Origin of the sequence: Apibacter adventoris (genome assembly GCF_002964965.1) — a bacterium.
Lineage (GTDB): Bacteria > Bacteroidota > Bacteroidia > Flavobacteriales > Weeksellaceae > Apibacter > Apibacter adventoris.
On the sequence record NZ_PSZN01000005.1, the window covers coordinates 57,332 to 82,461 of the forward strand.

Annotated in this window: 19 protein-coding genes; 9 read left to right on the plus strand and 10 right to left on the minus strand. The window is 28.6% G+C overall.

The genetic code is table 11. From position 1 onward, the window contains the following. Positions 1-79 precede the first annotated feature (79 nt). On the plus strand, positions 80-577 hold the full coding sequence (locus tag C4S76_RS03545) for a Dps family protein (protein WP_105192731.1): 498 nt from the start codon (positions 80-82) through the stop codon (positions 575-577). Between the two features lie 233 nt (positions 578-810). Here the strand turns inward: C4S76_RS03545 and C4S76_RS03550 are convergent, their stop codons facing one another. The 3 genes from C4S76_RS03550 to C4S76_RS03560 form a co-directional block, all read right to left on the minus strand. Continuing rightward, positions 811-1,605: an SDR family NAD(P)-dependent oxidoreductase gene (locus C4S76_RS03550; RefSeq protein ID WP_105192733.1), complete on the minus strand. Its 795-nt coding sequence runs from the start codon at positions 1,603-1,605 to the stop codon at positions 811-813. Between the two features lie 122 nt (positions 1,606-1,727). Beyond that, complete coding sequence (locus C4S76_RS03555; RefSeq protein ID WP_105192735.1) at positions 1,728-2,585, minus strand: N-acetylglucosamine kinase; 858 nt, start codon at positions 2,583-2,585, stop codon at positions 1,728-1,730. Between the two features lie 140 nt (positions 2,586-2,725). After that, positions 2,726-3,451 carry an NUDIX hydrolase gene (locus C4S76_RS03560; RefSeq protein ID WP_105192737.1) on the minus strand — a complete coding sequence of 242 codons (726 nt, stop codon included), beginning with the start codon at positions 3,449-3,451 and terminating at the stop codon, positions 2,726-2,728. Between the two features lie 490 nt (positions 3,452-3,941). Between C4S76_RS03560 and C4S76_RS03565 the strand changes: the two genes are divergently transcribed. The 5 genes from C4S76_RS03565 to C4S76_RS03585 all read left to right on the plus strand — a co-directional run bounded on the left by C4S76_RS03565 (position 3,942) and on the right by C4S76_RS03585 (position 13,628). Further along, positions 3,942-6,266, plus strand: a complete 2,325-nt coding sequence (locus C4S76_RS03565; RefSeq protein WP_105192739.1) for a glycoside hydrolase family 3 protein — start codon at positions 3,942-3,944, stop codon at positions 6,264-6,266. 97 nt (positions 6,267-6,363) lie between these two features. Continuing rightward, positions 6,364-8,628: a TonB-dependent receptor gene (locus tag C4S76_RS03570; protein ID WP_146105678.1), complete on the plus strand. Its 2,265-nt coding sequence runs from the start codon at positions 6,364-6,366 to the stop codon at positions 8,626-8,628. A 347-nt stretch (positions 8,629-8,975) separates the two neighbouring features. Continuing rightward, entirely contained in the window at positions 8,976-9,797 is an 822-nt protein-coding gene (locus tag C4S76_RS03575; RefSeq protein ID WP_221404977.1) for a histidine phosphatase family protein, read from the plus strand. 263 nt (positions 9,798-10,060) lie between these two features. Next, positions 10,061-12,319: a TonB-dependent receptor gene (locus tag C4S76_RS03580; protein WP_221404978.1), complete on the plus strand. Its 2,259-nt coding sequence runs from the start codon at positions 10,061-10,063 to the stop codon at positions 12,317-12,319. Between the two features lie 22 nt (positions 12,320-12,341). Beyond that, positions 12,342-13,628: an MFS transporter gene (locus C4S76_RS03585; RefSeq protein WP_221404981.1), complete on the plus strand. Its 1,287-nt coding sequence runs from the start codon at positions 12,342-12,344 to the stop codon at positions 13,626-13,628. Positions 13,629-13,713: 85 nt separating this feature from the next. Here the strand turns inward: C4S76_RS03585 and C4S76_RS03590 are convergent, their stop codons facing one another. Together C4S76_RS03590 and C4S76_RS03595 are read right to left on the minus strand one after the other, a co-directional pair. Next, positions 13,714-14,424, minus strand: a complete 711-nt coding sequence (locus C4S76_RS03590; protein ID WP_105192747.1) for a ZIP family metal transporter — start codon at positions 14,422-14,424, stop codon at positions 13,714-13,716. A 4-nt stretch (positions 14,425-14,428) separates the two neighbouring features. Continuing rightward, on the minus strand, positions 14,429-15,151 hold the full coding sequence (locus C4S76_RS03595; RefSeq protein ID WP_105192749.1) for a class I SAM-dependent DNA methyltransferase: 723 nt from the start codon (positions 15,149-15,151) through the stop codon (positions 14,429-14,431). Positions 15,152-15,761: 610 nt separating this feature from the next. Here C4S76_RS03595 and rpsA point away from each other — a divergent pair. After that, entirely contained in the window at positions 15,762-17,555 is a 1,794-nt protein-coding gene (gene rpsA / locus C4S76_RS03600) for a 30S ribosomal protein S1 (protein ID WP_105192751.1), read from the plus strand. Positions 17,556-17,893: 338 nt separating this feature from the next. Here the strand turns inward: rpsA and purH are convergent, their stop codons facing one another. From purH to C4S76_RS03625, 5 genes are all read right to left on the minus strand, one after another. Continuing rightward, complete coding sequence (gene purH / locus C4S76_RS03605) at positions 17,894-19,402, minus strand: bifunctional phosphoribosylaminoimidazolecarboxamide formyltransferase/IMP cyclohydrolase (RefSeq protein WP_105192753.1); 1,509 nt, start codon at positions 19,400-19,402, stop codon at positions 17,894-17,896. Positions 19,403-19,421: 19 nt separating this feature from the next. After that, positions 19,422-20,462, minus strand: a complete 1,041-nt coding sequence (locus tag C4S76_RS03610) for an SRPBCC family protein (RefSeq protein WP_105192755.1) — start codon at positions 20,460-20,462, stop codon at positions 19,422-19,424. Between the two features lie 165 nt (positions 20,463-20,627). Further along, positions 20,628-21,008, minus strand: coding sequence for a DUF1573 domain-containing protein (locus tag C4S76_RS03615; RefSeq protein ID WP_105192757.1), 381 nt, complete (start codon positions 21,006-21,008; stop codon positions 20,628-20,630). A gap of 20 nt (positions 21,009-21,028) precedes the next feature. Next, positions 21,029-21,391 (minus strand): DUF1573 domain-containing protein, encoded by a 363-nt coding sequence (locus tag C4S76_RS03620; protein WP_105192759.1) that lies wholly within the window; start codon positions 21,389-21,391, stop codon positions 21,029-21,031. Between the two features lie 140 nt (positions 21,392-21,531). Next, positions 21,532-22,590 carry an NADH:flavin oxidoreductase/NADH oxidase gene (locus C4S76_RS03625; RefSeq protein ID WP_105192761.1) on the minus strand — a complete coding sequence of 353 codons (1,059 nt, stop codon included), beginning with the start codon at positions 22,588-22,590 and terminating at the stop codon, positions 21,532-21,534. Positions 22,591-22,675: 85 nt separating this feature from the next. Here C4S76_RS03625 and C4S76_RS03630 point away from each other — a divergent pair, with 85 nt between their 5' ends. Both C4S76_RS03630 and C4S76_RS03635 read left to right on the plus strand, forming a co-directional pair. After that, positions 22,676-24,118: a TolC family protein gene (locus C4S76_RS03630; protein ID WP_245915784.1), complete on the plus strand. Its 1,443-nt coding sequence runs from the start codon at positions 22,676-22,678 to the stop codon at positions 24,116-24,118. An 8-nt stretch (positions 24,119-24,126) separates the two neighbouring features. Next, positions 24,127-25,122, plus strand: coding sequence for an HlyD family secretion protein (locus C4S76_RS03635; RefSeq protein WP_105192763.1), 996 nt, complete (start codon positions 24,127-24,129; stop codon positions 25,120-25,122). The last annotated feature ends 8 nt before the right edge of the window (positions 25,123-25,130 follow it).

The following is a 25,130-nucleotide window of genomic DNA, read 5'->3' on the forward strand; positions in this document are numbered from 1 at the left end:
TTTAAAATACTTCATAATATAATATTAAAAAGTTTTATGAGAGTATAAATCGAATACTGTTAAAAATAAATATAATAATATGGCAACCAAAATAAAACATAGTGAAGTAAATATAGGAATAAGTAAAGAAAACAGGCAATTCGTTTCCGATAATTTAAATAGGTTATTAGCTAATGAATACTTTTTATATACTAAAACCAGAAAATTTCATTGGAATGTTGAAGGAGTACATTTCAGATCTTTGCATACCTTATTTGAAGATCAATATAAAGAATTAGCAGATGTCATTGATGATATAGCTGAAAGAATAAGAAAATTAGGACATTATGCATTAGGTTCTTTTAAACAATTTAGTGCTGTTGCAGATCTATTAGAACATGACGGAGAAGAAGTAGGAGATTCTAAAACTATGCTTTTAGAATTATGTGATGATCACGAAACCATTATTCGTATTATACGTTCTGAGTTAATTCCTATCGCAGACAAATATAAAGATGAAGGAACTAGTGATTTTCTTACAGGAGTAATGGAGCAACATGAAACTATGGCATGGATGCTTCGCGCGACAGCTAAATAATAATAAGTAAAATAATTTCATATTAAAAAAACCTCTAATATTGAGAGGTTTTTTTATTTTATAACCAGATAAAAGGTATTTGACTTTTTATAGATATCTTGCCAAAAACTAGTAATATTGAGTTCTTATAAGTTTTAAACAATATTTATTTTCATAAATTAATTGTAATAATTTTATTTTGTTTAAAATTTAAATGAAACAAATTTTTTATATAAAAAGTTATAATTACAGAATTACATACCAGAATATTTAGTAATTATTTTTTCAAACCATTTTTGAGGAAGTACTTTTTGTATAAATAAAGAAAGTTTTTGAATATTTGAACCAAAATAATAATGAGGTTTTAATTTAGATTTTTGAATTAATAATTTTTCTAAAAAAGGAGCTAAAATTTTAGGATCAAAGCCATTATTTACATCTTGATTTATACCTTCATAAACTTTTTTAAATATAATTTCATAAGGAGTGGAGACTTTGCTTTTAATTCTACTATCTGCAATATTTGTTTTAACATCACCTAAATTTACGGTACATGCTTGAATATTCGTATTATTTAGTTCATATCTCAAAGCTTCTGTAACAATATCTAAAGAAGATTTAGAAGCAGAATATATTCCTCTGAAAGGCAATCCGATTTTGCTTCCAATTGAAGATATATTTATAATTTTCCCAGTATTATTCTTTCTCATTATTGGTAAAACTTCGGAGATCATATTTATAACAGATATTAAATTTAGATTAAATAAATCTGTTATTTCTTCTTCAGTAGCATCTTCAATAGCCCCAACCATTCCCCTTGCTGCATTATTAATTAATAAATCAATAGAATCAGTTTCTTTTTCAATTTGACAAATTGCTTTTTTAACTTCGGATTTTATAGTAATGTCAGTAACTATAGTTTTAAAATTGGTATTACTAGGTAGAGAACGGCTTAGACCGTAAACTAAATATCCCTTTGCTTGAAAAAAATTACCTAAAGCTAATCCTACGCCAGAAGATGAGCCTGTTATAATTATACTTTTAGACATCCACAAAAATTAATATTAACAAAATTAAAATATTAATTTGATAATTGTAGTATAAAAAATAAAATGACCTTAAGCTATATGTTTAATATAACTTAAGATCATAAAATTAATAAAAAATAAATTTATATCTTATATTTAATTATATAGTCAATGAGTCCATCTATAGGCCGTCTAAGTGCAATACCTATTTTTAAATCATTTTCAGAAAGTTTTTGTTCTAATTCGTCTTTAAGATAAAAACCAATCGAGCCATTGAAATTGATAGGAACTTCTTTGCAATTATCATATTGTTTAATATAATAATCAATAAAAGTTTGAATTTGTTTATTGACTATTTTTTGGATAAATTCATGATCTTTGTTTTCTATGATAAATTTTGCAAATGTAGCTAAATAGGCATTTGGATTTGGTTTTTTATATAAATTAACTTTAATGTAGTCAGCATCCATATTATATTCTTGCTCTAATTTTTTAGATAATTCTTCAGGAAGTATTTTAAAATTATATGCACGTATTAAATCTGCCCCTAATTTATTTCCACTACAGTCATCCATTAAAAGGTAGCCCAAAGATAAAACTTTTTGATTGAGCTTTTCGCCGTCATAATAGCTACAATTAGAACCGGTACCTAATATACAAACGATAGCCTTACTATTAGGTGGAGTTGTTGCATATACAGCGCCATAAGTATCTTCCTCTACAATGATTTCTTCAGCTTTTGAAAAGAATTTTTTTAATGTACTGCGTACAATATTTTTCATATTTTCCGTACCACAACCAGCCCCATAAAAAAATACTTTGGAAACTTTTGTTTTATTTTGAACTATATCAAAACGTTCATTTAGCCGTTTTAACATTTCTTCTTTATCTATAGCCTCAGGACTTAAACCATTTGTTTGTGAAGAAAATAAACGGTTGCCCTGACTATCAATTGCAACCCAATCAGCTTTAGTAGCTCCAGAATCTGCTAATAGAATCATATTTTTATTTTTTGTATTTAGTTATGAGTTCAAAAATACAAAATAATAACTGGGAATAAAATAAAAAAATGTGATTTATATTTTAAAATTTTATTTTATATGTAATATTAAAAGTTATTTTTTATAATAAAGTTTAAATATTATAATTTTAAAAATTGCATTAAACATTTCATGTATTTATCTTTCTTGAATGAGTACAAGATTGTAGGTTTTATTCCTCTTTTTTCACTTTTTTCATTTAATTTATTGATAAATCCCATAGATAACATTTTTCTTTGAAAATTTCTTCGGTCTAAATTTTCTCCTAAAAATGCTTCATAAATAAGTCTTAATTCACTCATCGTAAATTTTTCAGGAAGTAATTCATAACCAATAGGAATATGATTTATATATTTACATATTTCAAAAATTGCAGTATTAATTATTTTGTTATGATCTCCATATAATTTTGGAAGTTTATTTATATCAAACCAACGTATTTCTTCCTTTTCATTACAAAACATTTTAACTTTTGAATAATTTACAAAAGCATAATAGCCAATACTTACATACCGTTGATTTAATATATTTTTATCTACTTTAGAATAAAGTCTATTGATTTCTCCAAAAACATGGAACTGAGTTAATAAAATATTGTCTATTCCAATATTTTCTTTTAAAGCGCGGTAAGCTGCTTCTTCAACTGATTCAGTTTTATAAATAAAACCTTCTGGAAGCATCCACTTATCATAAATCATTAATTTTTTAAGCAAGATTTTGATTTTTCCATCATAATAACCGAATATTACATTGTTAAGTAAGATACTCGGTAAAAATTTATCTTTAGAGTTTAAAAGTAAATGTTTACTTTCAAAAAAATGATTCATGACTTTTTCTAAAAAAATATAAATTTAATATTGAATATTATCAACAAAAATACTTATTTTTTTTATTTATATTTATTAATATAATGTAATTGTAATAATTCCATAATATTATTTTATTAAATATAATTATTATATAAAATTAAAATAATATATACTGTTTAGTTATAAAAAATATGCAATAGAACATAAAATGACGTTTATGTGTTTTTTTGTTGCAAGTTTAAAGAGTAGATTTTGTTAAATTTTGTGATTTCTTATTTAATAATAGCTATTTTTTTATATGATATTAGTCACAACCTATTAATATAAATTATTTAATTTCAATGCATTAATTATTGTTTTTTTTACTTGTTTGTAATTGAATTAGGATAAATATAGCCAAACAAAAAAATTTAAATTATCTTTAGAGTCAATATGACGCATATATGTGTCTATATGGGCTTATGTGTGTATAATAAATAAAAAAACTTCTAATTAAGTATATTGATCTATGAAAAAAATTATAATCTCAATTGCAATTTTAATTATTTTCGAAGCTAATGCACAACAAACTGATTTTGTTACAATTCAAAATGATAATGGTGTAACTTTAGGATATTCTCCTACTTCTGGAGTAAAAATTTTGACCATTGAAGGCAAGAAGTTTAAAGACCTTAATAAAAATGGAAAACTAGATAAATATGAAGACTGGAGACTATCAGTAGATGAAAGAGCAAATGATTTAGCACAAAAAATGTCTCTTGAACAAATTGCAGGATTAATGCTTTATAGTAAACATCAGGCGATTCCCTTAAATGATAAAGGATTCGGATCTGGTAAATATAATGGAAAACCTTTTACAGAAAGTGGGGTAAAACCATGGATACTATCAGATGAACAAAAAATTTTTTTAAAGAAAGATAATTTAAGACATATTTTAATAACCTCAGTACAAAGTCCGGAAATTGCTGCACGCTGGAATAATCAAATGCAGGCTTTTGTTGAAGGAATAGGTTTAGGTATTCCTGGAAATACAAGTTCAGATCCCAGACATTCCGGACAAGCTACAGGTAATACAAAAGCAGAATTTAATGCCGGTTCAGGAGGTGAAATTTCCATTTGGCCCGATGGTTTAGGACTTGCTGCTACGTTTGACCCATCTCTTATACGTAAGTTTGGTAATATAGCATCACAAGAATATCGAGCTTTAGGAATAACGACCGCATTGTCACCCCAAATAGATTTAGGCACAGAACCACGATGGTATAGGATTTATATGACGTTCGGCGAAAGTCCCGAATTATCAGCCGATATGGCAAGAGCTTATATTGATGGATTTCAAACATCTACAGGCAAAGATGAAATTTCAGACGGATGGGGATATAAAAGTGTAAATGCAATGGTTAAACATTGGCCTAGTGGAGGTCCAGAAGAAGGAGGTAGAGATGCACATTGGGCTTTTGGAAAATTTGCTGTTTATCCAGGAAATAATTTTGATATGCACTTAAGACCTTTTACAGAAGGAGCATTTAAACTAGATGGTAAAACTTCTAAAGCGTCAGCCGTTATGCCATATTATACAATTTCTTATAATCAATCTAAAGATAAGAGCAACTATGCAAATGGATTTAATAAATATATTATTAATGATTTATTAAGGGAAAAATTTGGTTATGATGGAGTTTTATGTACAGATTGGATGATTACTGAAAATGAAGGTAAAACACCTGATGAATTTCAGGGTAAACCCTGGGGAGTTGAGAATAAAACCATAGCTGAAAGACATTATATTGCTTTAATGGCAGGTATGGATCAATTTGGAGGAAATAATGTTATAGAACCTGTACTCAAAGCTTATAAAATGGGTGTTAAAGAACATGGAAAATCTTATATGAGGAAAAGATTTGAACAATCAGCAGTTAGGCTTTTAAAAAATATTTTTCGGTTAGGATTATTTGAAAACCCATATTTAGATCCGCAAGAAAGTGCTAAAATAGTTGGAAATCCAGAATTTATGCAAGCGGGATATGAGGCACAGATAAAATCTATAGTACTATTAAAAAATAAAGGAAAAGTATTACCAATAAAAAAAAGAAAAACTGTATTCATTCCAAAAAATTACTATCCTTCTACCAAAGATTGGTGGGGAAACTGGTCGAGACCAAGCTTAGACTATCCAATAGACTTGGAATTGGTTAAAAAATATTATAATGTTACTGATATTCCTGAAAAAGCAGATTTTTCAATAGTCTTCGTATCGAGCCCTTACAGTAATAATGATGGAGGAGGATATGATATTAATGACCGCAAAAGAGGAGGTAACGGTTATGTGCCTATTTCTTTACAGTATAATAGCTATACAGCCATAGATGCTCGCAGTCATAGTATAGCTGCAGGAGATCCCGTTATAGATCCTTCCATTAAAGATCGATCATATAAAGGAAAAACCGTAAATGTTTCCAATGCTTCAGATTTGTCAACAATTTTAAGTACTAAAAATCAAATGGGGGATAAACCCGTAATAGTTGTGGTAAATATTAATCGCCCCATGGTATTTAATGAATTTGAAAATCAAGTAGAAGGTATTATAGGCCGATTTGGTATAGGCGAACAAGCAATATTAGATATTATTTCAGGAAAATTCGAGCCATCAGGGCTTTTACCTTTACAAATGCCAGCAAATATGTCTACTGTGGAAAAACAGAAAGAAGATGTTCCTTTCGATATGGAATGCCATCAAGATAGTGAAGGAAATGTCTATAATTTTGGTTACGGATTGAATTGGAAAGGAGTTATAAGAGACGAAAGAACCGTTAAATATGGAATAAAAAAATAAATATAGTCTAATATTTAATTGTAGTATTTATACAATTTAGATATATGATAAAAAATTAATAAAAAATCAAACTAAAACCATAAAAATAAAATAAATTATGAATAATACTGTGAAAACTATAAGTGTCTTTGCTGTTACGTTTTCTATAATAAATATTGCTTATGCCCAGAACAGTAAGACAGATAGTATTAGAGTGAAGGTAGAATCGAAGAAAGATCAGAATTCATCAGTAATGTTAAATGCCTCAGCAGATAATGGACCAAGAAATGTTAATATAGGACTTCCCGCAAGTGTAGGAGGAACGACGATTTTAGAAAATGGGCTTCCGGTAGTTTTTGATTTTATGGGGCAAATGCCTGTAAATGCTTGGAGATCAGATTCTAGTTTTGATCGTATGGAGGTACAAGATGTAGCAAAGACAGCAATTACTATCGGAGATATTGGAGTTTCAGTAAGTACTTATACTAATAAAGGAACAGAAAAATTACAAGGTTCAGGAGCCTTTACTACTAATTCTTATGGTTTATTAAGAGGGAGTTTTAATGTCAGTGGACCAATGAAAAATGGGTTCTACTATTCAATAAGTGCCTTTGCCAATATGGATCCGGGAACATTTAATGCAGCATTTTCCCAATTTCTTGATAAAACCCAGATTTACAAAGCAATAATCAATAAAAAATATAATGAAGGAAAAGGAGAAATCGGGATACAATACAAATCTGCAAGTTCTGAATCCGTTTCTACTAAACAAAATCCTTACTATTATCGATCTAATGGAAAAGTAGATGCTGTAGAAGGATTTAAATTAGGAAGAGATTCATATCTGGAAAAATCAGGAGTAGTTCATTATGTGAATCCGCTTACAGGAGAATATGTAACTAAAGATGCAATGAAAGGTTCAGGAGCAGAAAATCATATTATAGATATTTTTGGAAAAAATAGTCTAGATAATGGAATGAAGTTAGATTATATTTTGAGGTATCAACATGCAGAATCAGGAAATTATAATCCATATTATTCATCAATAAGTAATCCCATAGATGGGAAAACACGTTATCGCTATGTAGGAACAGATAATATATATAATGGAAAAGTACAATCTGTTTTAATGCTTTATACCCCTAGAATACCTACTAATACCTATATGACTCGCGTGGAACTAAGTAAAAAAACGGACAAACATCATTGGAATATTGGTTTTGACGAATGGTATTATCATGTTCACAATTCTAATACTGCAACTTATTCTTTTTATCATGAAGTTGCTCCCAATCCGACTCGTTTAATTCAGGAAACTTATGATCCTGTAACGGGAATTTGGTCACCAAGAAAAGGGTCAGATATATATGGAGGATATAACCATAACGGGGCTATGCAATATTATACAGGGAGTGAAAATAAAATGGCTTTATATGTAACAGAGAAATGGAATCCTTCTGAAAAAGTGGAAGTAGAAGGAGGAGCTAGATTAGAATGGCAAAATGTAAATGGAAAATGGTATACAGATGAAGACAGAAAGGTAGCAGGAACCAATTGGGTATCTGGAAATAAAACAAATGTAAAAAAAGATTGGATAAACAAAACATTTATAGCGAAAGGTTTATGGAAAATAATTCCATCATTTGGAATACAAGGAGATATAACCTATACCGAATTAGGGGGAAAACTTAGTAGTTATGCAGGAGCAGATGATCCTGGTATTAAAAAATCTAAAATACCCGGTGCATCTATGGGAGTATATTTTAACCATTCTTTAGTGAGAGTAGTTTCAAAAGTAACTTATATACAACGTAGTAATTTTACAAATAACTCAACATTTACTAATCCTAAGGACCCTTCGGATTATATGAAAAAAACAATAAGTTACGATGTAAAAACAATTGGATGGACAACAGATGCATTATTTACACCCTTTAAAAATTTTCAATTTCATATGTTGTTAACACTTCAAAACCCGGAATATAAAAACTATAAATTTGAAGTTTACGGGATAAATTATGATTATGATGGCAACATTGCTAGAAGTGTTTCTAAAACAATTATAGAACTGGATCCAAGCTATGAATGGAAAAAATTTAAGTTTTGGGCTAGTGCTCGTTATTTTAGTAAAGAATATGCAAATTATACCAATTCATTATATTTTGCAGGACGTTGGGAAACCTTTGCTGGAATAGATTATAAATACAGCAAAAATGTAAGTTTTGGAATTAGTGCAGTTAATTTATTAAACCAAAGTGGTGCTCAGGGATCAATTTCAGGAACCAATACGGCAATAGATCCTACACCGTACTATAACAAACCGGTTGCAGGTACCTACATTCGTCCGTTTACGCTGGAATTTAAAACTAAATTTAAGTTTTAACATTAATAATATTTAAAATGATATTACATCAACTTATTTGTATGTTTTATTAAACTTGAAGTTTATTATTTTTTTATAAACAAATACGAAATAAAAAAAGAAAATAAAATTAACTAGATAGAATATTAAAAATAAAACGAAAGGAGAAATCTACTAAAAAACAAATTAAAAAATTAATAATGTTTTTTCACCTTCAGAATAAGAAAATTTTGAATTACAAGATAAAATTACTCTACAATTTAATATATAATTGTTTATAAAAATTATAAAACATAAAAATATAAGAAAATTGTTTGGTAATTATTGTTATCTGAATTTTAATGTAAAAAAATAAAAAATTGAAATAAATGATGAAATCTATGTTATTAAAATGTAAGTGTATAGCTTTTATCCTGTTAATGGGGTTGATTAGTCAGCAGATTCTGGGACAGAATAAACAGACATCTAAAAAGGACAATACAGTAATTTTATACATTACCAGACATGGGAAAACCATTCTTAACACTATGGATAGAGTACAGGGATGGGCAGATACTCCTTTGACTCCTGAAGGAGTACAAGTTGCAGAATTTTTAGGAATGGGAATAAAAGAAGTAAATTTTAAATCTGCTTATTCTAGTGATTTAGGACGTGCTCGTCAAACTGCCAGAATTGTTTTAGATACAAAAGGACAATCTGACTTGAAAATAGTAGAAGTGCCTCAAATTAGAGAAACTAATTTTGGAAGTTATGAAGGAGACCTTAATTCAAAAATGTGGGGAGATGCAGCATTATACTTACATTATAAATCTTCAAAAGAGCTTTTTACCGATATGAATAAAAATCCAGATGTTTTAAAAAATGCAATGGCAACTTTTAAAACATTGGAAACACTTGGAATTGGAGAAAATTATGATGATGTTAAAGCTAGAGGACAGAAAGCGATTCGTCAAATAGCTGAAAATGAAGCCGCTTCAGGAGGAGGAAATGTATTGATAGTAGGACACGGAATGTCTATAAGTGTTTTCCTCTCAGATCTAGACAGTAATGGGAAAAATATATCAGGTACACATATGGGAAATGCAGCAGTATGTAAAGTAATTTATAAAAACGGAAAATTTACTATAGAATCTTTTGGAGATTTGAGTTATGTAGAAAAGGGAAAACAAATATCAGAAAAAAAGAGATAAACTAATCTAATGCATGATATTTATTTTTTATATAAGAAATAATAGAGTGAAAAATAATAAAAAATTAAGTTATTTTAACTTTTATAAAGGTCCACTATTATATTAAATATTTAAAAAATAGACTTTTTCCAAGTTTTCTTTTATAAAGAATATACTGTAAAATAATATATAATAAGAAGGATTTAAATTCAATAAAAACACACATTTATTTAAAAGAAGCCAATTGTAATATTAGAAATAATAGTTAGTAAATATAGATAAAAATGAAAAATAAAAATTTTAAGATTCTAATTCCATTTTCAATCATATTTTTAATAAGTACTAGTATAATATATAGTCAAAATAAAAAAATAAAAGATTCAGTTAAAGTCGATATAGATCAAAAAAATGATAGAAACGTTATGTTAAATGCAACTAATAGTACAGGGCCAAGAGATGTTAATATAGGCTTGCCTGCTTCTGTGGGAGGAACAACCATTCTTGAAAATGGCTTGCCTGTAGTATATCATTTCTGGCCTGAACTGCCAACAAAAGCGTGGAGATCCGATGTTACCATAAATCGTTCAGGTCTTTATGATTTAGGTCAGACATCTATAAATATAGGAGATGTAGGATTTTCGTTAAATTCTTATGATAATTTAGGAACTGAAAAACTTCAGGGAAAAATTAATTTGGAATCAAATCATTTTGGATTAATGAGAGAAGGGGGAAACATAAGTGGTCCCATTAATAAAAAAGGACTTAAATATTCAGCAGGTGTTTATTTAAGCTTTGATCCCGGTACTTTTAAGCCTTCAGAAATAGACAGATATTATTCCGATAAAGCTCAATTATATAAAGCAGCATTAACACAAGATTATAAATATACTGGTGGAATAGGTTCTGTATCAGTATTATACAAATATGTTAATGTAAAAAATTTAGCTTATACATATAGTCCTTTTATCTATGGAAAAGACGGAGATGTAAGTGAAATCCCCGGATTTAAAATAGGAAGAAAATCATATTATGAAAAATCTGGAAAAATAACTTTAATGGATGCTTTTACGGGGAATATGGTAGAAAGAGATGTATTAAAAGATTACGGAACAGAATCTCATACAATTGATGTAATAGGAAATAATAAATTTGATAGTGGGTTACATCTCAATTACATAGTTCGTTATCATTCTGCAAAAGCCGGAGTCTATATTCCTATTATGGCGGGAGTTTCTTCTGTAAAACCAGGAGAATATGTTTATGCAGATACAGGAGAAGCCTATACGGGAAATAATGTTCAAGGGGTGTTAATATTAGCAACTAGAAGAACACCAATAAAATCCTTAATGGGGACTGTAGAATTAGGCAAAAAAACAGGAAAACATGATTGGAAAGTAGGTTTAAATGAATGGCATTATGATATTGATAAGTATGCTACAGAATCTGCAATGTATTTTCAGGAAGTAGCACCCAATCCAAGAAAATTAAGACAAGTTGCAGGAAATGCCAATGCCAATGGAGATTTTAACTTAAATCAAGGATTAGAATATCATAACGGAAATGAAAACAAATTCGCTTTATATATTTTAGATAAATGGTCATTAATAGAAAAACTAGAAATAAATTTGGGTGGAAGAATAGAATATCAGACCCTAAGAGGAGATTACCAAGACAGAAATTTAGGATATCTGACATTAACAGGACCTAAAACCAAAATAAATAAAGATTGGGTTAACCAATCCTACATGTTAAATGCGATTTATAAAATAACAGGTAATTTTGGTTTATTAGGTGATTTAAATTATAATGAACAGGCAGGTCATTTGGAAAACTATAATATAGGTGTAGATCCTAACATAAAAAAATCCAAAATACCAAGTGCCGGGTTAGGAATATATTTCAATCATCCTATTGCAAGTATAGTATCTAAAGCAACTTATATTACCCGAAATGAATATCGTTCTACTGTTAATTTTTCCAATCCTAATAATCCTGGTGAAGTTAAAAGAGAAACGACTAATTATGATATTCGAACAATAGGTTGGACTACTGATATAATATCAAAACCTATAAAAAATTTCGAGTTACATTTTTTACTAACTTTACAAAGTCCTAAATATAAAAATTTTGTTGGGCAAGTTAATTTTACTGATGGTTCCATCGCAAAATATGATTTCACAGATAAATATGTGACTGGAATCTCAAAAGTTTTATTAGAAATTGATCCTAGTTATGTATGGAAAGATCTTAAAGTATGGGCCAGTGCAAGATATTTTAGTAAACAATATGCCAATAGACCTAATACAATATATTTTGCAAGTCGTTGGGAAACCTTTGCAGGACTAGAATATATGATAAATAAAAATTTAAGTTTTTCATCTACCGTTATAAATTTACTAAATCAAAGAGGAGCAAAAGGAGATATGGGAGATGCAGATTTAATATTAACTTCTGAACAGGCAAAAAAGAAAGAAGGAACAATACTTTCCGGAACGTATATACGTCCATTTACAGTTGAGTTTAGTCTCAAATATACTTTTTAATAAAAAAAAAATAATTTAAAAAATACAAAATATGACTAGTAAAGAAAAAAATTATACGTTGCCTATAATAATGATGTTTGCCCTATTTTTTATGATTTCTTTTGTAACTGGTTTACAAAATCCAATGGGTATAATTGTAAAAAATCAATTTGGGGCTTCAAATTTTATGTCTCAGTTAGGAAATGCAGCTAACTTTATAGCATATGCATTCATGGGGATTCCTGCAGGAATTCTCTTACAAAAAATTGGATATAAGAAAACAGCTTTACTTGCTATTATTATAGGATTTTTAGGAGTAGGAATTCAATATTTGTCTGGTGGAATGGAAAGTTTTGCTACCTATTTAACCGGTGCCTTTGTTTCCGGTTTTTCTATGTGTATGCTCAATACTGTGGTAAATCCTATGTTAAATACTTTAGGAGGAGGTGGTAAAAAAGGAAATATATTGCTGCAACTTGGAGGATCTATAAATTCTATAGGAGCTACAATTGTACCTGTATTGGTAGGCTATTTAATTGGTAATGCTTCAAGAGCAACAATAAAAGAAGCAAACCCTGCACTATTCTTAGCTATGGGAATTTTTATTTTGGCATTTTTAGTATTATTATTTGTAAAAATACCAGAACCATATTTAGATAAAAAAGAAAAAGTTAAAAGTAAATACAGTGCATTCTCTTTTAGACATTTTTGTTTAGGAGTAATAGCTATATTTATTTATGTTGGAATAGAAGTAGGAATTCCCAATACAGCAAATTTGTATATGACCTCAGATACAGATAAAGGAGGTTTAGGTATTGATACAACAATAGCAGGCACAGTAGTTGGAACCTATTGGTTTTTAATGTTAATAGGGCGTTTAATTGGAGCTTCTTTAGGAGCTCGCGTGTCTAGTAAAACAATGTTAACGTTTACCTCTTCATTAGGGTTAATATTTATACTATTAGCTATTATTAGCCCAATTTCTACTACAGTAAGTATGCCTGTGTTTAAATCAGATATATCGTTAGGATTTGCAAAATTACCTATTACTATAGTATTTTTTATATTGTGTGGTTTGTGTACCTCTGTTATGTGGGGCGGAATTTTTAATTTAGCCGTAGAAGGCTTGGGAAAATTTACTTCTGCAGCCTCTGGTATATTTATGATGATGGTTTGCGGTGGTGGAATATTGCCTCTAATTCAAAATTATTTTGCAGATTTAACCGGATTTTTATCCAGTTTTTGGCTAGTTATAATAGAGTTTGCTTTTATTCTTTATTATGCATTAATTGGAAGTAAAAATGTAAACAAAAACATACCTGTAGATTAATTTATTTTTTATTATATATTTTTAAAGTTTTCCTAATTTAATTAGGGAAACTTTTTTATATAAAATAGGTATGGGGTTGAATATGCTAAATAGTTGAAATTATAAAACCAAGCAACATTCCACTAAATACGAAAAGGAGTTTTTGCCAGTTTAAATTATGTTTCTCATTATTTTCAAATATTATAACAGAAGAAATATGTAAAAAAATGCCAGCAACAATTCCCATAGCAATAAAATATAAATCTGAGTTCAAAAAAGAACCAAGATAGGCACCTAAAGGGGCTGATATTGCAAATAATAGTAAAATAAGTACAGTATAAGTGTTTTTTAACTTTAGAGATAATAAAAAAGTAGTTAGAACAATGGTTTCAGAAATTTTATGAATACTTAGTGCCCATAAAATATTTGAGTCGGCATGATGTTCATGGTTATGATTTAGATGATGAGCAGCTTCTATAGGCATCCCTTCTAAAAAAGAATGAATAAAAAGCCCTAACATAACACTTAATGGGATAGCAGCATTTTCATGATGTTTATGATAATGTATATGCCCATGTTCAATGCCTTTAGAGATCCCTTCCAAAAAAAGTTGTAAACCTACTCCCATTATCACCCAAATACCTGCGTTTCCTCTACCATTTGCATATAAAGAGGGAAACATGTCTAATATAGTTATAGCTAAAAGTAATCCTGCACTAAACATTAATAACTTTTTACTAAACCTTGAATTATCCTGAAAAAAATAAGCAATACCCGAGCCTATAACTACTGCCATAAAAAGGATAAAATAGTCCATCAACTTATTTCTTGAAAATTAAAATCAAACGAGGAGATTTTTTTTCTTCAAAAGTATTTAATTGATAATCTCCAAAAACATTTTTAAGAATAAATCCGGCCTTTTCAGCCAGTTTTTTAAAGTAATCTAATTTACATATTTCTACTCTTTCTTGAAAATGGTAATCTTTGCCTTTGTCAAAAAAATTAATATCTTTAATAATGAAACCGTTTTCAATTTTCCTGCGCAAATGAAATAAAATTCCATCCACCATTTTATCTTCTTTTTCTACTAAATTATGTTCTACTAAGGATACATTCATAAAATCCATAACAAATGTACCTTCATATTTCAGCTGATCAAAAACAGATTTAAACACCTTGAAATTATCTTCTTCATTATTAAAATATCCAAAACTTGTAAATAAACTAAAAACAGCATTAAATTTATTAGGGAAATAAACTTTTCTCATATCCCCTACAAAAAACTTTAAGTATTCATTTTCATACTGTTTAGCACTTTCAATACTTTTAGAAGCTAAATCAACTCCCGTAACATTATATCCTAATTTATTTAAAAAAATACTGTGTCTTCCTTTTCCACAAGCTAAATCTAAAATTTTACTTTCTACTGGTAAGCAAAGATATTTTAGTAAATTAGTAATAAATTCTTGTGCCTCTTTGTAATCCCTATTTTTATATAAAATATGGTAATAGGGAGTGTTAAACCAATCTGCAAACCAATCCATATTTCAAAAATAAGACAAATTTTTCACCTGATTTATATATTCATGATAATATTTTTAGGTTCTGGTATTTTAAGGATATAACTAATTTTTTTTAATAACTTTCTATTATTTTTATAAATTCAGTATTTATATTTATATAATAGTTTTTATTTTTTAATTTAATTTATTTGTATCATATGAAATAATGTAAATAGAAAAATAATAAAAAAATTATTTCATGTATATATTGTATACATATACCAAACTAAAAGACAGGCTTACTTATAATCTGCATAAATTTTTATTTATAATTTTTTAATACTCTTGTATTATTTCCACACAATGATTATCATACATCATTTTTTTGATTTATATTTTTAATAATTATATATATTGAAATGTAAAAAAATTATTTATATTCTTAATAGGTAAAATTTGATTAACTTTTAGTATATCAATAAAAAAGACATAGAATACGCTTAATAAATAAAAACTAATTTGTATATTTGCGCTTCGATTTTAGCGGTTTAAGAGACAAAATCGAAATAACAATATGTAAAACCTCTTTCTGTATAAAATTATTCCGCTTGTAATCTCAATTATTTTATCAGAAATACAATATATTAAATTTATGTCTGAAGAGACTAAAAATCAAGTAGAAGAACAAGAAGTTCTTAAAAATGCAAACATAGCTCCTGAGCAGTTTGACTGGGATTCTTTTGAATCTGGGCTAGATGCTGAAGATAGAAAAGAAAAATCTGAATTAGAGAAGATGTATGACACTTCTTTACAAGAACTTGATGAAAATCAGGTTTTTAAAGGAAAAGTCGTTCGTTTAACAGATAAAGAAGCTATCGTAGATATTAATTTTAAATCAGAAGGAGTTATTTCTTTAAATGAGTTTCGTTATAACCCTAATTTAAAAGTTGGGGATGAAGTAGAAGTAATGGTTGCTCAAAGAGAAGATAAAACCGGACAACTTCAGCTTTCTCATAGAAAAGCAAGAATGCTGAAAGCATGGGATAGAGTAAATGAACTTCATGAAACAGGAGAAATAGTAGAAGGATACGTTAAATCTAGAACTAAAGGAGGAATGATTGTAGATGTGTTTGGAATAGAAGCATTCTTACCAGGTTCACAAATAGATGTTAAACCAATACGAGATTACGATCAATATGTAGGTAAAACTATGGAATTCAAAATTGTAAAAATCAATCATGAATTCAAAAATGTAGTGGTATCTCATAAAGCATTGATTGAAGCTGATATTGAAGACCAGAAAAAAGAAATTATTGGACAACTTGAAAAAGGTCAAGTATTAGAAGGAGTTGTCAAAAATATTACTTCTTACGGAGTATTTATAGATCTTGGAGGAGTTGATGGTTTAATTCACATTACTGATTTATCATGGAGTAGAATTAATCATCCTTCTGAAGTAGTTCAATTAGATCAGAAAGTAAATGTAGTAATACTTGACTTTGATGATCAAAAATCCAGAATCCAGTTGGGTATGAAACAATTAGAACCACATCCATGGGATGCTTTGGATCCTAATTTACAGGTCGGAGATAAGATAAAAGGAAAAGTAGTGGTTCTTGCAGATTACGGAGCTTTTGTTGAAGTAGCCCCAGGCGTAGAAGGATTAATTCATGTATCTGAAATGTCTTGGTCTACCCATTTAAGATCAGCCCAGGATTTTGTTAAGATAGGAGATGAAGTTGAATGTGTAATTTTAACCTTAGACAAAGAAGAAAGAAAAATGTCTTTAGGTATGAAGCAATTAACTCCTGATCCATGGACAGATATAACAGCTAAATATCCGGTAGGATCAAAACATAAAGGTACTGTAAGAAACTTTACTAATTTTGGAGTATTTGTAGAATTAGAAGCTGGAGTTGATGGATTGATTTATATTTCAGATCTTTCATGGACCAAGAAAATTAAACATCCTTCAGAATTTTGTGCTGTAGGAGACGTTTTAGATGTTGTAGTTCTTGAATTAGATACAGAAGCAAGAAGACTAAGTTTAGGTCATAAACAATTAACGGATAATCCTTGGGATAATTATGAAAACAAATATGCAGAAGGAACAGTGCATAAAGGAATAGTAGCTCAGTCATTTGATAAAGGTGCTACTGTGCAGTTTGAAGATGCAGATGTTGAAGCATTTTGCCCATCAAGATTGTTAGAAAAAGAAGATGGTTCAAAAATAAAAAAAGGAGAAGAAGCTGATTTTAAAGTTATAGAATTCAACAAAGAGATCAAAAGAGTTGTTGTTTCTCATACAGGGACTTTCCGTGAAGAAGAAAGCCGAGAAGATAATGAAAAACAAATTAAATCTCAAAATCAGAATGTTGAGAAATCAACCTTAGGAGATCTTGATGAATTACAAGAATTAAAAAGAAAAATGGAAGAAGGAAAATAATATCAATTATTTAACTTCGTAAAATTTTTAATAATAAATAAGGGCTGCTTTTTAGCAGCCCTTATTTATTATTACAAACAGCTTATTTAGATTCATAAGATATCATAAAAAAACTAAATGAATTTAGAATTTTTAAAAAACTAAACTTAACATATATTAATTTTGAGATGGTAAATAGATATTTATCTGATTAATATGTAATTTATCTTTTAATATGTAAAAATTAAAGAAAATTAGAGTATAACTTTTGAATAATTAAAATATAAATAAAGGAATGAATTTTTATACAATAAATAAATTATTAATTCCTGTTTTTAAGCTTTCTATTTTTTTAATTTCTAATGTTTAAAATGACGTATTCCTGAAAATACCATAGGAATATTATATTCATTGCAAGCTTCTATACTTTCGTTATCTCTTATGGATCCTCCAGGTTGTATGATAGCTTTAATTCCGTTTTCAGCACAAGTATCTACTACATCTCTAAAGGGAAAAAATGCATCAGAAGCTAGTACCAGATTTTTTGTTTTCTTTTCTTTGGCTCTTTGAATTGCCTGTTGAGCCGCCCAGATACGATTGGTTTGGCCTGAGCCAATACCTAAAGCTTGTTTACCAGAAGCAACAACGATTGCATTAGATTTAGCATGTTTTACTATTTTTTGTGCAAAAATAAGATCTTCCATTTCTTCTTTTGTAGGAAAAGAATGAGTTACCTGCTGAAAATCTGAAGAGAAAGACCTATCTGTATCTTGGATTAATAATCCTCCATCTACTTTCACAAATTCAATAGTGTCAGCCAATGGATTTTGTACTTTAATGATTCTTAAATTTTTCTTTTTGCTGAATATTTGCAGTGCTTCAGAAGTAAAATTAGGAGCAATAACAATTTCTAAAAATGTAGGAACTAATAATTCGGCTGTTTTTTGATCGACCTCTTGATTAAAGGCAACAATACCTCCAAAAATAGAAACAGGATCACAATCAAAAGTTTTTTGATATGCTTCAGCAACTGTATTACCGATAGCAACCCCACAAGGAGTAGAATGTTTTACCGCACAGCAAGCAATTTCAGAAAATTCATTAACAACTTTATATGCCATATCCATATCACGGAAATTGTTAAATGAGAGATCTTTTCCTTGAAGTTGATCAAGGTTTTTCATAGCTCCATTTTTAGTTTTATCTACATAAAAAGCAGCTTTTTGATGTGGATTTTCTCCATATCTTAAATCATTAACTTTTTCATAAGAAACATTTAAATAATGAGGATAGTCACTTTGAAGCAGATAAGAAGAAATAGCAGCATCATATGCAGATGTCAGATTAAAAACTTTTCCTGCAAGTTGTTTTCTTGTGGATAATGTAGTATTCCCATTATTTGTAATTTCTTGAATAATTAATTCATAATCTTCGATTTGAGAAACAACTGTAACTGAGTTAAAATTTTTTGCAGCTGAACGTAACATACTAGGGCCACCTATATCTATAAATTCAATCATTTCAGGTTCAGAAAGACCTGTATTTAATTTATTAAAAAATGGATATAAATTTACCACTACCATGTCTATGGGGTAAATTTTATGTGTATTAAGGGTTTCTAAATGTTTAGGGTTGTCTCTTAACGCTAAAATTCCACCATGTATATTAGGGTGTAAAGTTTTTACACGGCCGTCCAGTATTTCAGGAAAATGGGTAATTTCATCAATTTCTATAACCTTGATGTTATGAGTTAAAAGAAATTTATAAGTTCCCCCTGTAGAAATAATTTCATATCCTTTAGAAATTAGAAATTTAGAAAATTCTATCAAATTAGACTTATCTGATACGCTTATTAATGCTCTTTTCATAAATATTAATTGATTTAGTTTATTCGGTAATTAGATAGTAAGCATTTCCCTTAATTACATCATGAGATGAAATGGGAAAATCTATATATTGTTCCCAGTATTGTGGTTTAATTTGGATTCCATTTTCTTTAGAATATTTATCTAAGCTATATCTGAATTTTAATATGGAATTGAAACTTCCTTCTATAGGAGTATAAATAGCTTTTCCTCCGGGAATGGAAATAAGGGACATTGTATTGTTTTTTGGCAATACATCTAATTTGATAGGATAACCGGAATAGAATATTGCACTATGATTTAATGTATCAAATTTGGAATAATAAAGGACAGGATTTTTTATATCTGTAGGAATATATCGTAAACTGTCAATTAAGTATTTAGATATTTCTTTTAATGATTTATGAGCAGCATTAAATATTTCATCAGGATCCGTTGTAGTTTCATTTTTTATAGATAATAATTGTAATCCCGGAAAATCTGCAAATTCTGTATCTCCTACACCAACATGAGTATTTAAATTATTTTTACTAAGCTTAGAAGATAGTTTATTTAGCCCTTCTTCCCAGTCGTCCTTCAAATGATTTAAATAAAAATAAGCCAGAATTCTATTAAAATATGAAAAATTTTCAGATTTAAGATGTAATTTTACCTGTGTATTGTTATTTTCATATTTAAAATGAATATCTTGTAAATAGATGACCCCTATATGGTCAAAAATAATTTGAGATTGAATATATGTATTTATCTTACTTTTTAATATTTTATATTCACCTTTTCCTATTTCATTATTTTTTTTATTTACCCAAGTGAAACTACTTCCCATACCTTTATATGGAAACATATAATTAATATTAGTATTAAGAGAATCAGTACTAATTAATGGAGCCCAAGACCCATAATTTTCTAAATTATTAAATTCTAAAAAAACCTCACTGACAGGATTATTAAACTGACGAGAAGTTTCAAATTCAATATTTTTAGGAAGAAACGTGGGGATTATACATCCGGCTATTATAAATAAAAATATAATTATTAAAAAGGTGTTAACTATTTTTTTCATTCAGAAAAGATTAATTATAATATTTATATATAAATTTTATAAAATATATCTGTTAACAAAATTACAAAAAACATTTTCCTAAATATAATAATTAAAAAAAAATAAAATAAAAAAACCTGTTTTTAAAACAGGTTTTTTTATTTTAATAGAAATATAAAACTAATTTTAATCACTAATTACAGTTCCCTGTACTTTTACGGCTAAAGATGGATTATTAACATCATTAGAATTAACTGTAATCGTTTTATGAAAACTTCCAAGGTTTGCAGTATTATAAGTAACGGTTATTTCACCTGTTGCTCCCGGAGCAATAGGGTCTTCTGTCCATTTAGGAACCGTACAACCACAAGAAGTGGATATACTAGAAATAACAAGAGGCTTATCTCCTATATTTTGAACAGTAATAATTCTTTTTCCATCAGCTCCTTTTGAAACATTTCCATATTCTATAGTATTATTTTCATAATTTGTAATTTTTAATTCCTGAGCTTTACTTAAAATAAATGTTCCTAATATGAAGGCAGAACTTAAAATTATTTTTTTCATATCTTTATATCTTTATTATATTATTTTATTTCACCTTTAATTTTTAAAAGCTTTCGAGGAGTTTTAGTATCATTGCTAAAAACTTCAATTGTTTTTGAAAAATTTCCTATAATTTTTGTGTCATATACTACGGTTATTTCACCGGATTTACCAGGTAAAATAGGTTGTTTTGTCCAAGAAGGCACAGAACAGTCACAAGAAGATTTTACATTTGTAATAATAAGAGGTTTATTTCCTGTATTGGTAAATGTAAAAACTTTTTTACCATCAGCCCCTTTATTAATTATTCCATAATTTATTTGATCCTGCAAAAAAGAAATCGACTGTGCTGATAGAATTAGCGTTAAGCAATTAAAAAAAGAAATTGTAAAAATTTTTTTCATATCATAATCTTAAAAAATTAGTGATAAAAACTTATATTGATATTTTTTGGACAAAAACAATACCAAAAAGATACTTTTCCAAGTTTTTATTTTTTATGTATTTTTTTAGCTAATTAAAGGCAACGGATAAAAAAATCTTATCAGGCTCTTTCATATTGTGGGGGATAATGAAAATCTTCCCCTAAAATATCTGCGGCTTCTCTTGGAAAATAAGGATTTCGAAGAAGTTCTCTTCCTATTATTATAAGATCAGCTTCTGTATTTTCAAGAATTTCTTCTGCTTGTATAGCTTGAGTGATAAGACCAACAGTACCAGTGGTCATTTTGGCTTCATTTTTTATTCGATGAGCAAAAGGTACCTGATAATTTGCTTTTACCGGAATTTTGACATGAGGAATTATTCCACCACTAGATACATCTATAACTTCTACATTATAGGTTTTAAGTATTTTAGATAATTTTATGGATTCTTCCAGAGTCCAACCTCCTTCAACCCAATCTGTAGCTGATATTCTTACCCATAGGGATACATGTTTCGGAATAATGTTTTGTAATACTTTAATGATATCTAATAATAAACGAATTCTATTTTCAAAATTCCCTCCATACTCATCTGTTCGAGTATTGCTTAAAGGAGATAAAAATTGATGAATTAGATATCCATGAGCAGCATGCAGTTCAATAATATCATATCCTATTTTAACTGATCTTTCTGCAGATTCTTTGAAATCATTAATAATGATTTTTATTTCATCTAAAGACAATTCATGAGGAGGTTCTGAGTTGTTTTCAAAAGCTATTGAAGAAGGAGCTACTACTTTCCAGGTAGAGTATCCATCTACTAATTTTTTATCAGTCATCCAAGGAATAGATGAGCCCCCTTTACGTCCGGAATGGGATAGCTGAATTCCTGCAAGAACATTTTGTTTATGTATAAAATTAACTATTTTATTAAGCTCGATCATATGTTCGTCTTTCCAGAGGCCTAAATCGTGAAAAGTAATACGCCCTTGAGGAGAAACAGCTGTAGCTTCTTGTATTATTGCAGCTACCCCACCAACAGCTCTGCTTCCGTAATGAACAAAATGCCACTCATTAGCAAAACCGTCTTGTGCAGAATACTGACACATAGGAGACATAATAATTCTGTTTTTTAAAGAAATACTTCTTAAATCTATTGATGAGAATAATTTAGGCATAATTAATGATCTTTATTTTTAATAGGTATATATAATTAAATCATATAACAAAAATATTTATTTTTTTTATAAAAAATGATAAAAAATGATAGTATTTTTGTATGTAATAAATAATTATATATTTGTAGTTAATAAAATAAAAATAAAAGTATATATGGTTAATAATGAAAAAATACTAAAGCTTATTTTTTTACCACTTTTATTAAACTCAGGAGTTCTTTCTTCACAATCTCTTTCTTTTTCAGAAGCTCAAGCCGTGATGGATAGAGACAATAGCCTTATTAAAGCAGTACAAAAAGAAGAAGAAGCATATACTTATGAATGGAAAGCATCTAAAGGAAACCGTTATCCTCAACTTTCTGTTTTTGGAGGAGGTTTATATTTAAATAAGGAATTAGGAACTAATTTAAATGGTGCTAAAAATGAATTTTCAAATTTATTAGGAGTTTCCAATCCAGAAATTTTAGGAAATTGGGATATTAATATTTTGAAAAGAGATATAGCTTTTGGTGGAGTAGGTATTATTTGGCCGGTTTTTACCGGTGGAAAAATTAATGCATTGATTGAGTCATCTAAAATAAAAACAGATATTGGACATGAAGAATTAGTAAGTACTAAAAATAAACTCATATCTGAATTGGTAGAAAGGTATTTTCAGGTAAAGCTAGCAGAAGAAGCGGTTTTAGTAAGGAAAGAGGCATTAGAAGGCATGAACAAACATTTATATGATGCGACTAAATTGGAACAACAAGGAATTATTGCTCCTGTAGAAAAATTACAGGCAGATGTTGCTGTGTCCGAGGCAAACAGGCAATATTCTGCATCTCTAAAAGATTTAAGTTTATCTAAAGTAGCTTTAGCTAATACATTAGAATTAGATGAAGCAAATTTTGATCTTACCACACAATTTTTTTTAGTAGACAATCTACAATCATTAGCCTATTATCAAGATAAAGCATTGACGAATTACCCTGAATTACTTAAACTTAAACTTCAGATAGATTTAGCTGAACAAGGAATAAAATCAAAAAAATCATCTTATTATCCTACAATAGATGCATTCGGTCAATCAGTTTTATTACATAATAATCCTGTAGGAGTTTCTAAGAAAAATGAAAAGCCTTGGATGGTTGGAGTAACTTTAACTTATAATTTGTTTGAAGGTTTTAAAAATAAAAATGAAATTAAAGCTGCTAAAGTAACAAAAGAAAGTGCAGAACTACATGAAATAAAAGCAAAGAAGGATATAAAAAATCAGATAGAAAAAATTTATCAAGATTTAGAAAAACAAAATGAACAAATACAAAACCTACAAATACAAATTGTTCAAGCAGAAGAATTATTAAGAGTACGTTCACGATCATTTGCAGAAGGAATAGCATCATCGACAGATGTTGTAGATGCTGAGGTTAATTTATCTGGAATTAAATTACAAAAATTAGAAGCTCAATATAATTATGTGCTCGATTTGGCAGATTTATTGGAGTATAGTGGATTAAGTTATGAATTTACGCAATATGCAAACTAATTAAATATATGAAAAATAAGTTTTTAAGTACTATAATTGGTATATTAATTATTATAGGAATTATAGGAACCGCTTTTTGGTTTATGAGTAGGCCTAAAGATTTAGTAATACAAGGTCAGGCAGATGCTACAGAAATTAATGTTTCACCTAAAATAGCCGGCAGATTAATTAAAATAGAAGTTAAAGAAGGTGATCAGGTTGAACAAGGTCAATTATTAGCAATATTAGAAACACCGGAATTAGACGCAAAATTAATTCAGGCACAATCTGTTAAGCAAGCTGCAGAAGCGCAAGATAGAAAAGCAAAAAAAGGTTCAAGAACAGAACAAATACAATATGCCTATAATGTATGGCAAGAAGCAAAAGCTTCTTCTGAATTAGCAGATAAAACATATATGCGAATGCAGAACCTTTATAAAGATAAGGTTATTTCAGCACAAAAAAGAGATGAAGCATATACGCAAAGTAAAACTAGCAAAGAACAGGAAAAATCTGCCTATTCCAATTATCAAATGGCTATAAATGGAGAAAGAATAGAAGATAAAGAGGCTACATCGGCACAAGTTACACAGGCTCAGGGTGCTATAGATGAGGTTTTAGCATCTAAGAAAGAAGCAAAAGTTATATCACCAGCCAATGCAGAAGTTTTAAAAATTGTTCCAAACCGAGGAGAACTGGTAAATGCCGGTTATCCGGTTGTGAATTTGGTAGATTTAAATGATTTATGGGTAGTGTTTAATATCAAAGAAGAATTAATGGAATATTTTAAAAAAGGATCAACTTTTGAAGGAACAATTCCGGCATTAAATAACAAAAAAGTGCAACTACAAGTAAGATATATAGCTGCACAAGGAGATTTTGCTACTTGGAATGCTACAAAAACAAGGGGCGATTTTGATATGAAAACTTTTGAAATCAAAGCATATCCTAAAAATAAAATTGAAGGATTTAGACCCGGGATGACAGTACTCGTAAATATGAAAAATTTAAAGCCTGCTAAATAAGTAGAAAA

Bases quoted from the DNA above. Each gene is read 5' to 3' on its own strand.
- C4S76_RS03545 (WP_105192731.1), top strand. From the start codon at position 80: ATGGCAACCAAAATAAAACATAGTGAAGTAAATATAGGAATAAGTAAA.
- C4S76_RS03550 (WP_105192733.1), bottom strand. From the start codon at position 1,605: ATGTCTAAAAGTATAATTATAACAGGCTCATCTTCTGGCGTAGGATTA.
- C4S76_RS03555 (WP_105192735.1), bottom strand. From the start codon at position 2,585: ATGATTCTATTAGCAGATTCTGGAGCTACTAAAGCTGATTGGGTTGCA.
- C4S76_RS03560 (WP_105192737.1), bottom strand. From the start codon at position 3,451: ATGAATCATTTTTTTGAAAGTAAACATTTACTTTTAAACTCTAAAGAT.
- C4S76_RS03565 (WP_105192739.1), top strand. From the start codon at position 3,942: ATGAAAAAAATTATAATCTCAATTGCAATTTTAATTATTTTCGAAGCT.
- C4S76_RS03570 (WP_146105678.1), top strand. From the start codon at position 6,364: ATGAATAATACTGTGAAAACTATAAGTGTCTTTGCTGTTACGTTTTCT.
- C4S76_RS03575 (WP_221404977.1), top strand. From the start codon at position 8,976: ATGATGAAATCTATGTTATTAAAATGTAAGTGTATAGCTTTTATCCTG.
- C4S76_RS03580 (WP_221404978.1), top strand. From the start codon at position 10,061: ATGAAAAATAAAAATTTTAAGATTCTAATTCCATTTTCAATCATATTT.
- C4S76_RS03590 (WP_105192747.1), bottom strand. From the start codon at position 14,424: ATGGACTATTTTATCCTTTTTATGGCAGTAGTTATAGGCTCGGGTATT.
- C4S76_RS03595 (WP_105192749.1), bottom strand. From the start codon at position 15,151: ATGGATTGGTTTGCAGATTGGTTTAACACTCCCTATTACCATATTTTA.
- rpsA (WP_105192751.1), top strand. From the start codon at position 15,762: ATGTCTGAAGAGACTAAAAATCAAGTAGAAGAACAAGAAGTTCTTAAA.
- purH (WP_105192753.1), bottom strand. From the start codon at position 19,402: ATGAAAAGAGCATTAATAAGCGTATCAGATAAGTCTAATTTGATAGAA.
- C4S76_RS03610 (WP_105192755.1), bottom strand. From the start codon at position 20,462: ATGAAAAAAATAGTTAACACCTTTTTAATAATTATATTTTTATTTATA.
- C4S76_RS03615 (WP_105192757.1), bottom strand. From the start codon at position 21,008: ATGAAAAAAATAATTTTAAGTTCTGCCTTCATATTAGGAACATTTATT.
- C4S76_RS03620 (WP_105192759.1), bottom strand. From the start codon at position 21,391: ATGAAAAAAATTTTTACAATTTCTTTTTTTAATTGCTTAACGCTAATT.
- C4S76_RS03625 (WP_105192761.1), bottom strand. From the start codon at position 22,590: ATGCCTAAATTATTCTCATCAATAGATTTAAGAAGTATTTCTTTAAAA.
- C4S76_RS03630 (WP_245915784.1), top strand. From the start codon at position 22,676: ATGATAGTATTTTTGTATGTAATAAATAATTATATATTTGTAGTTAAT.
- C4S76_RS03635 (WP_105192763.1), top strand. From the start codon at position 24,127: ATGAAAAATAAGTTTTTAAGTACTATAATTGGTATATTAATTATTATA.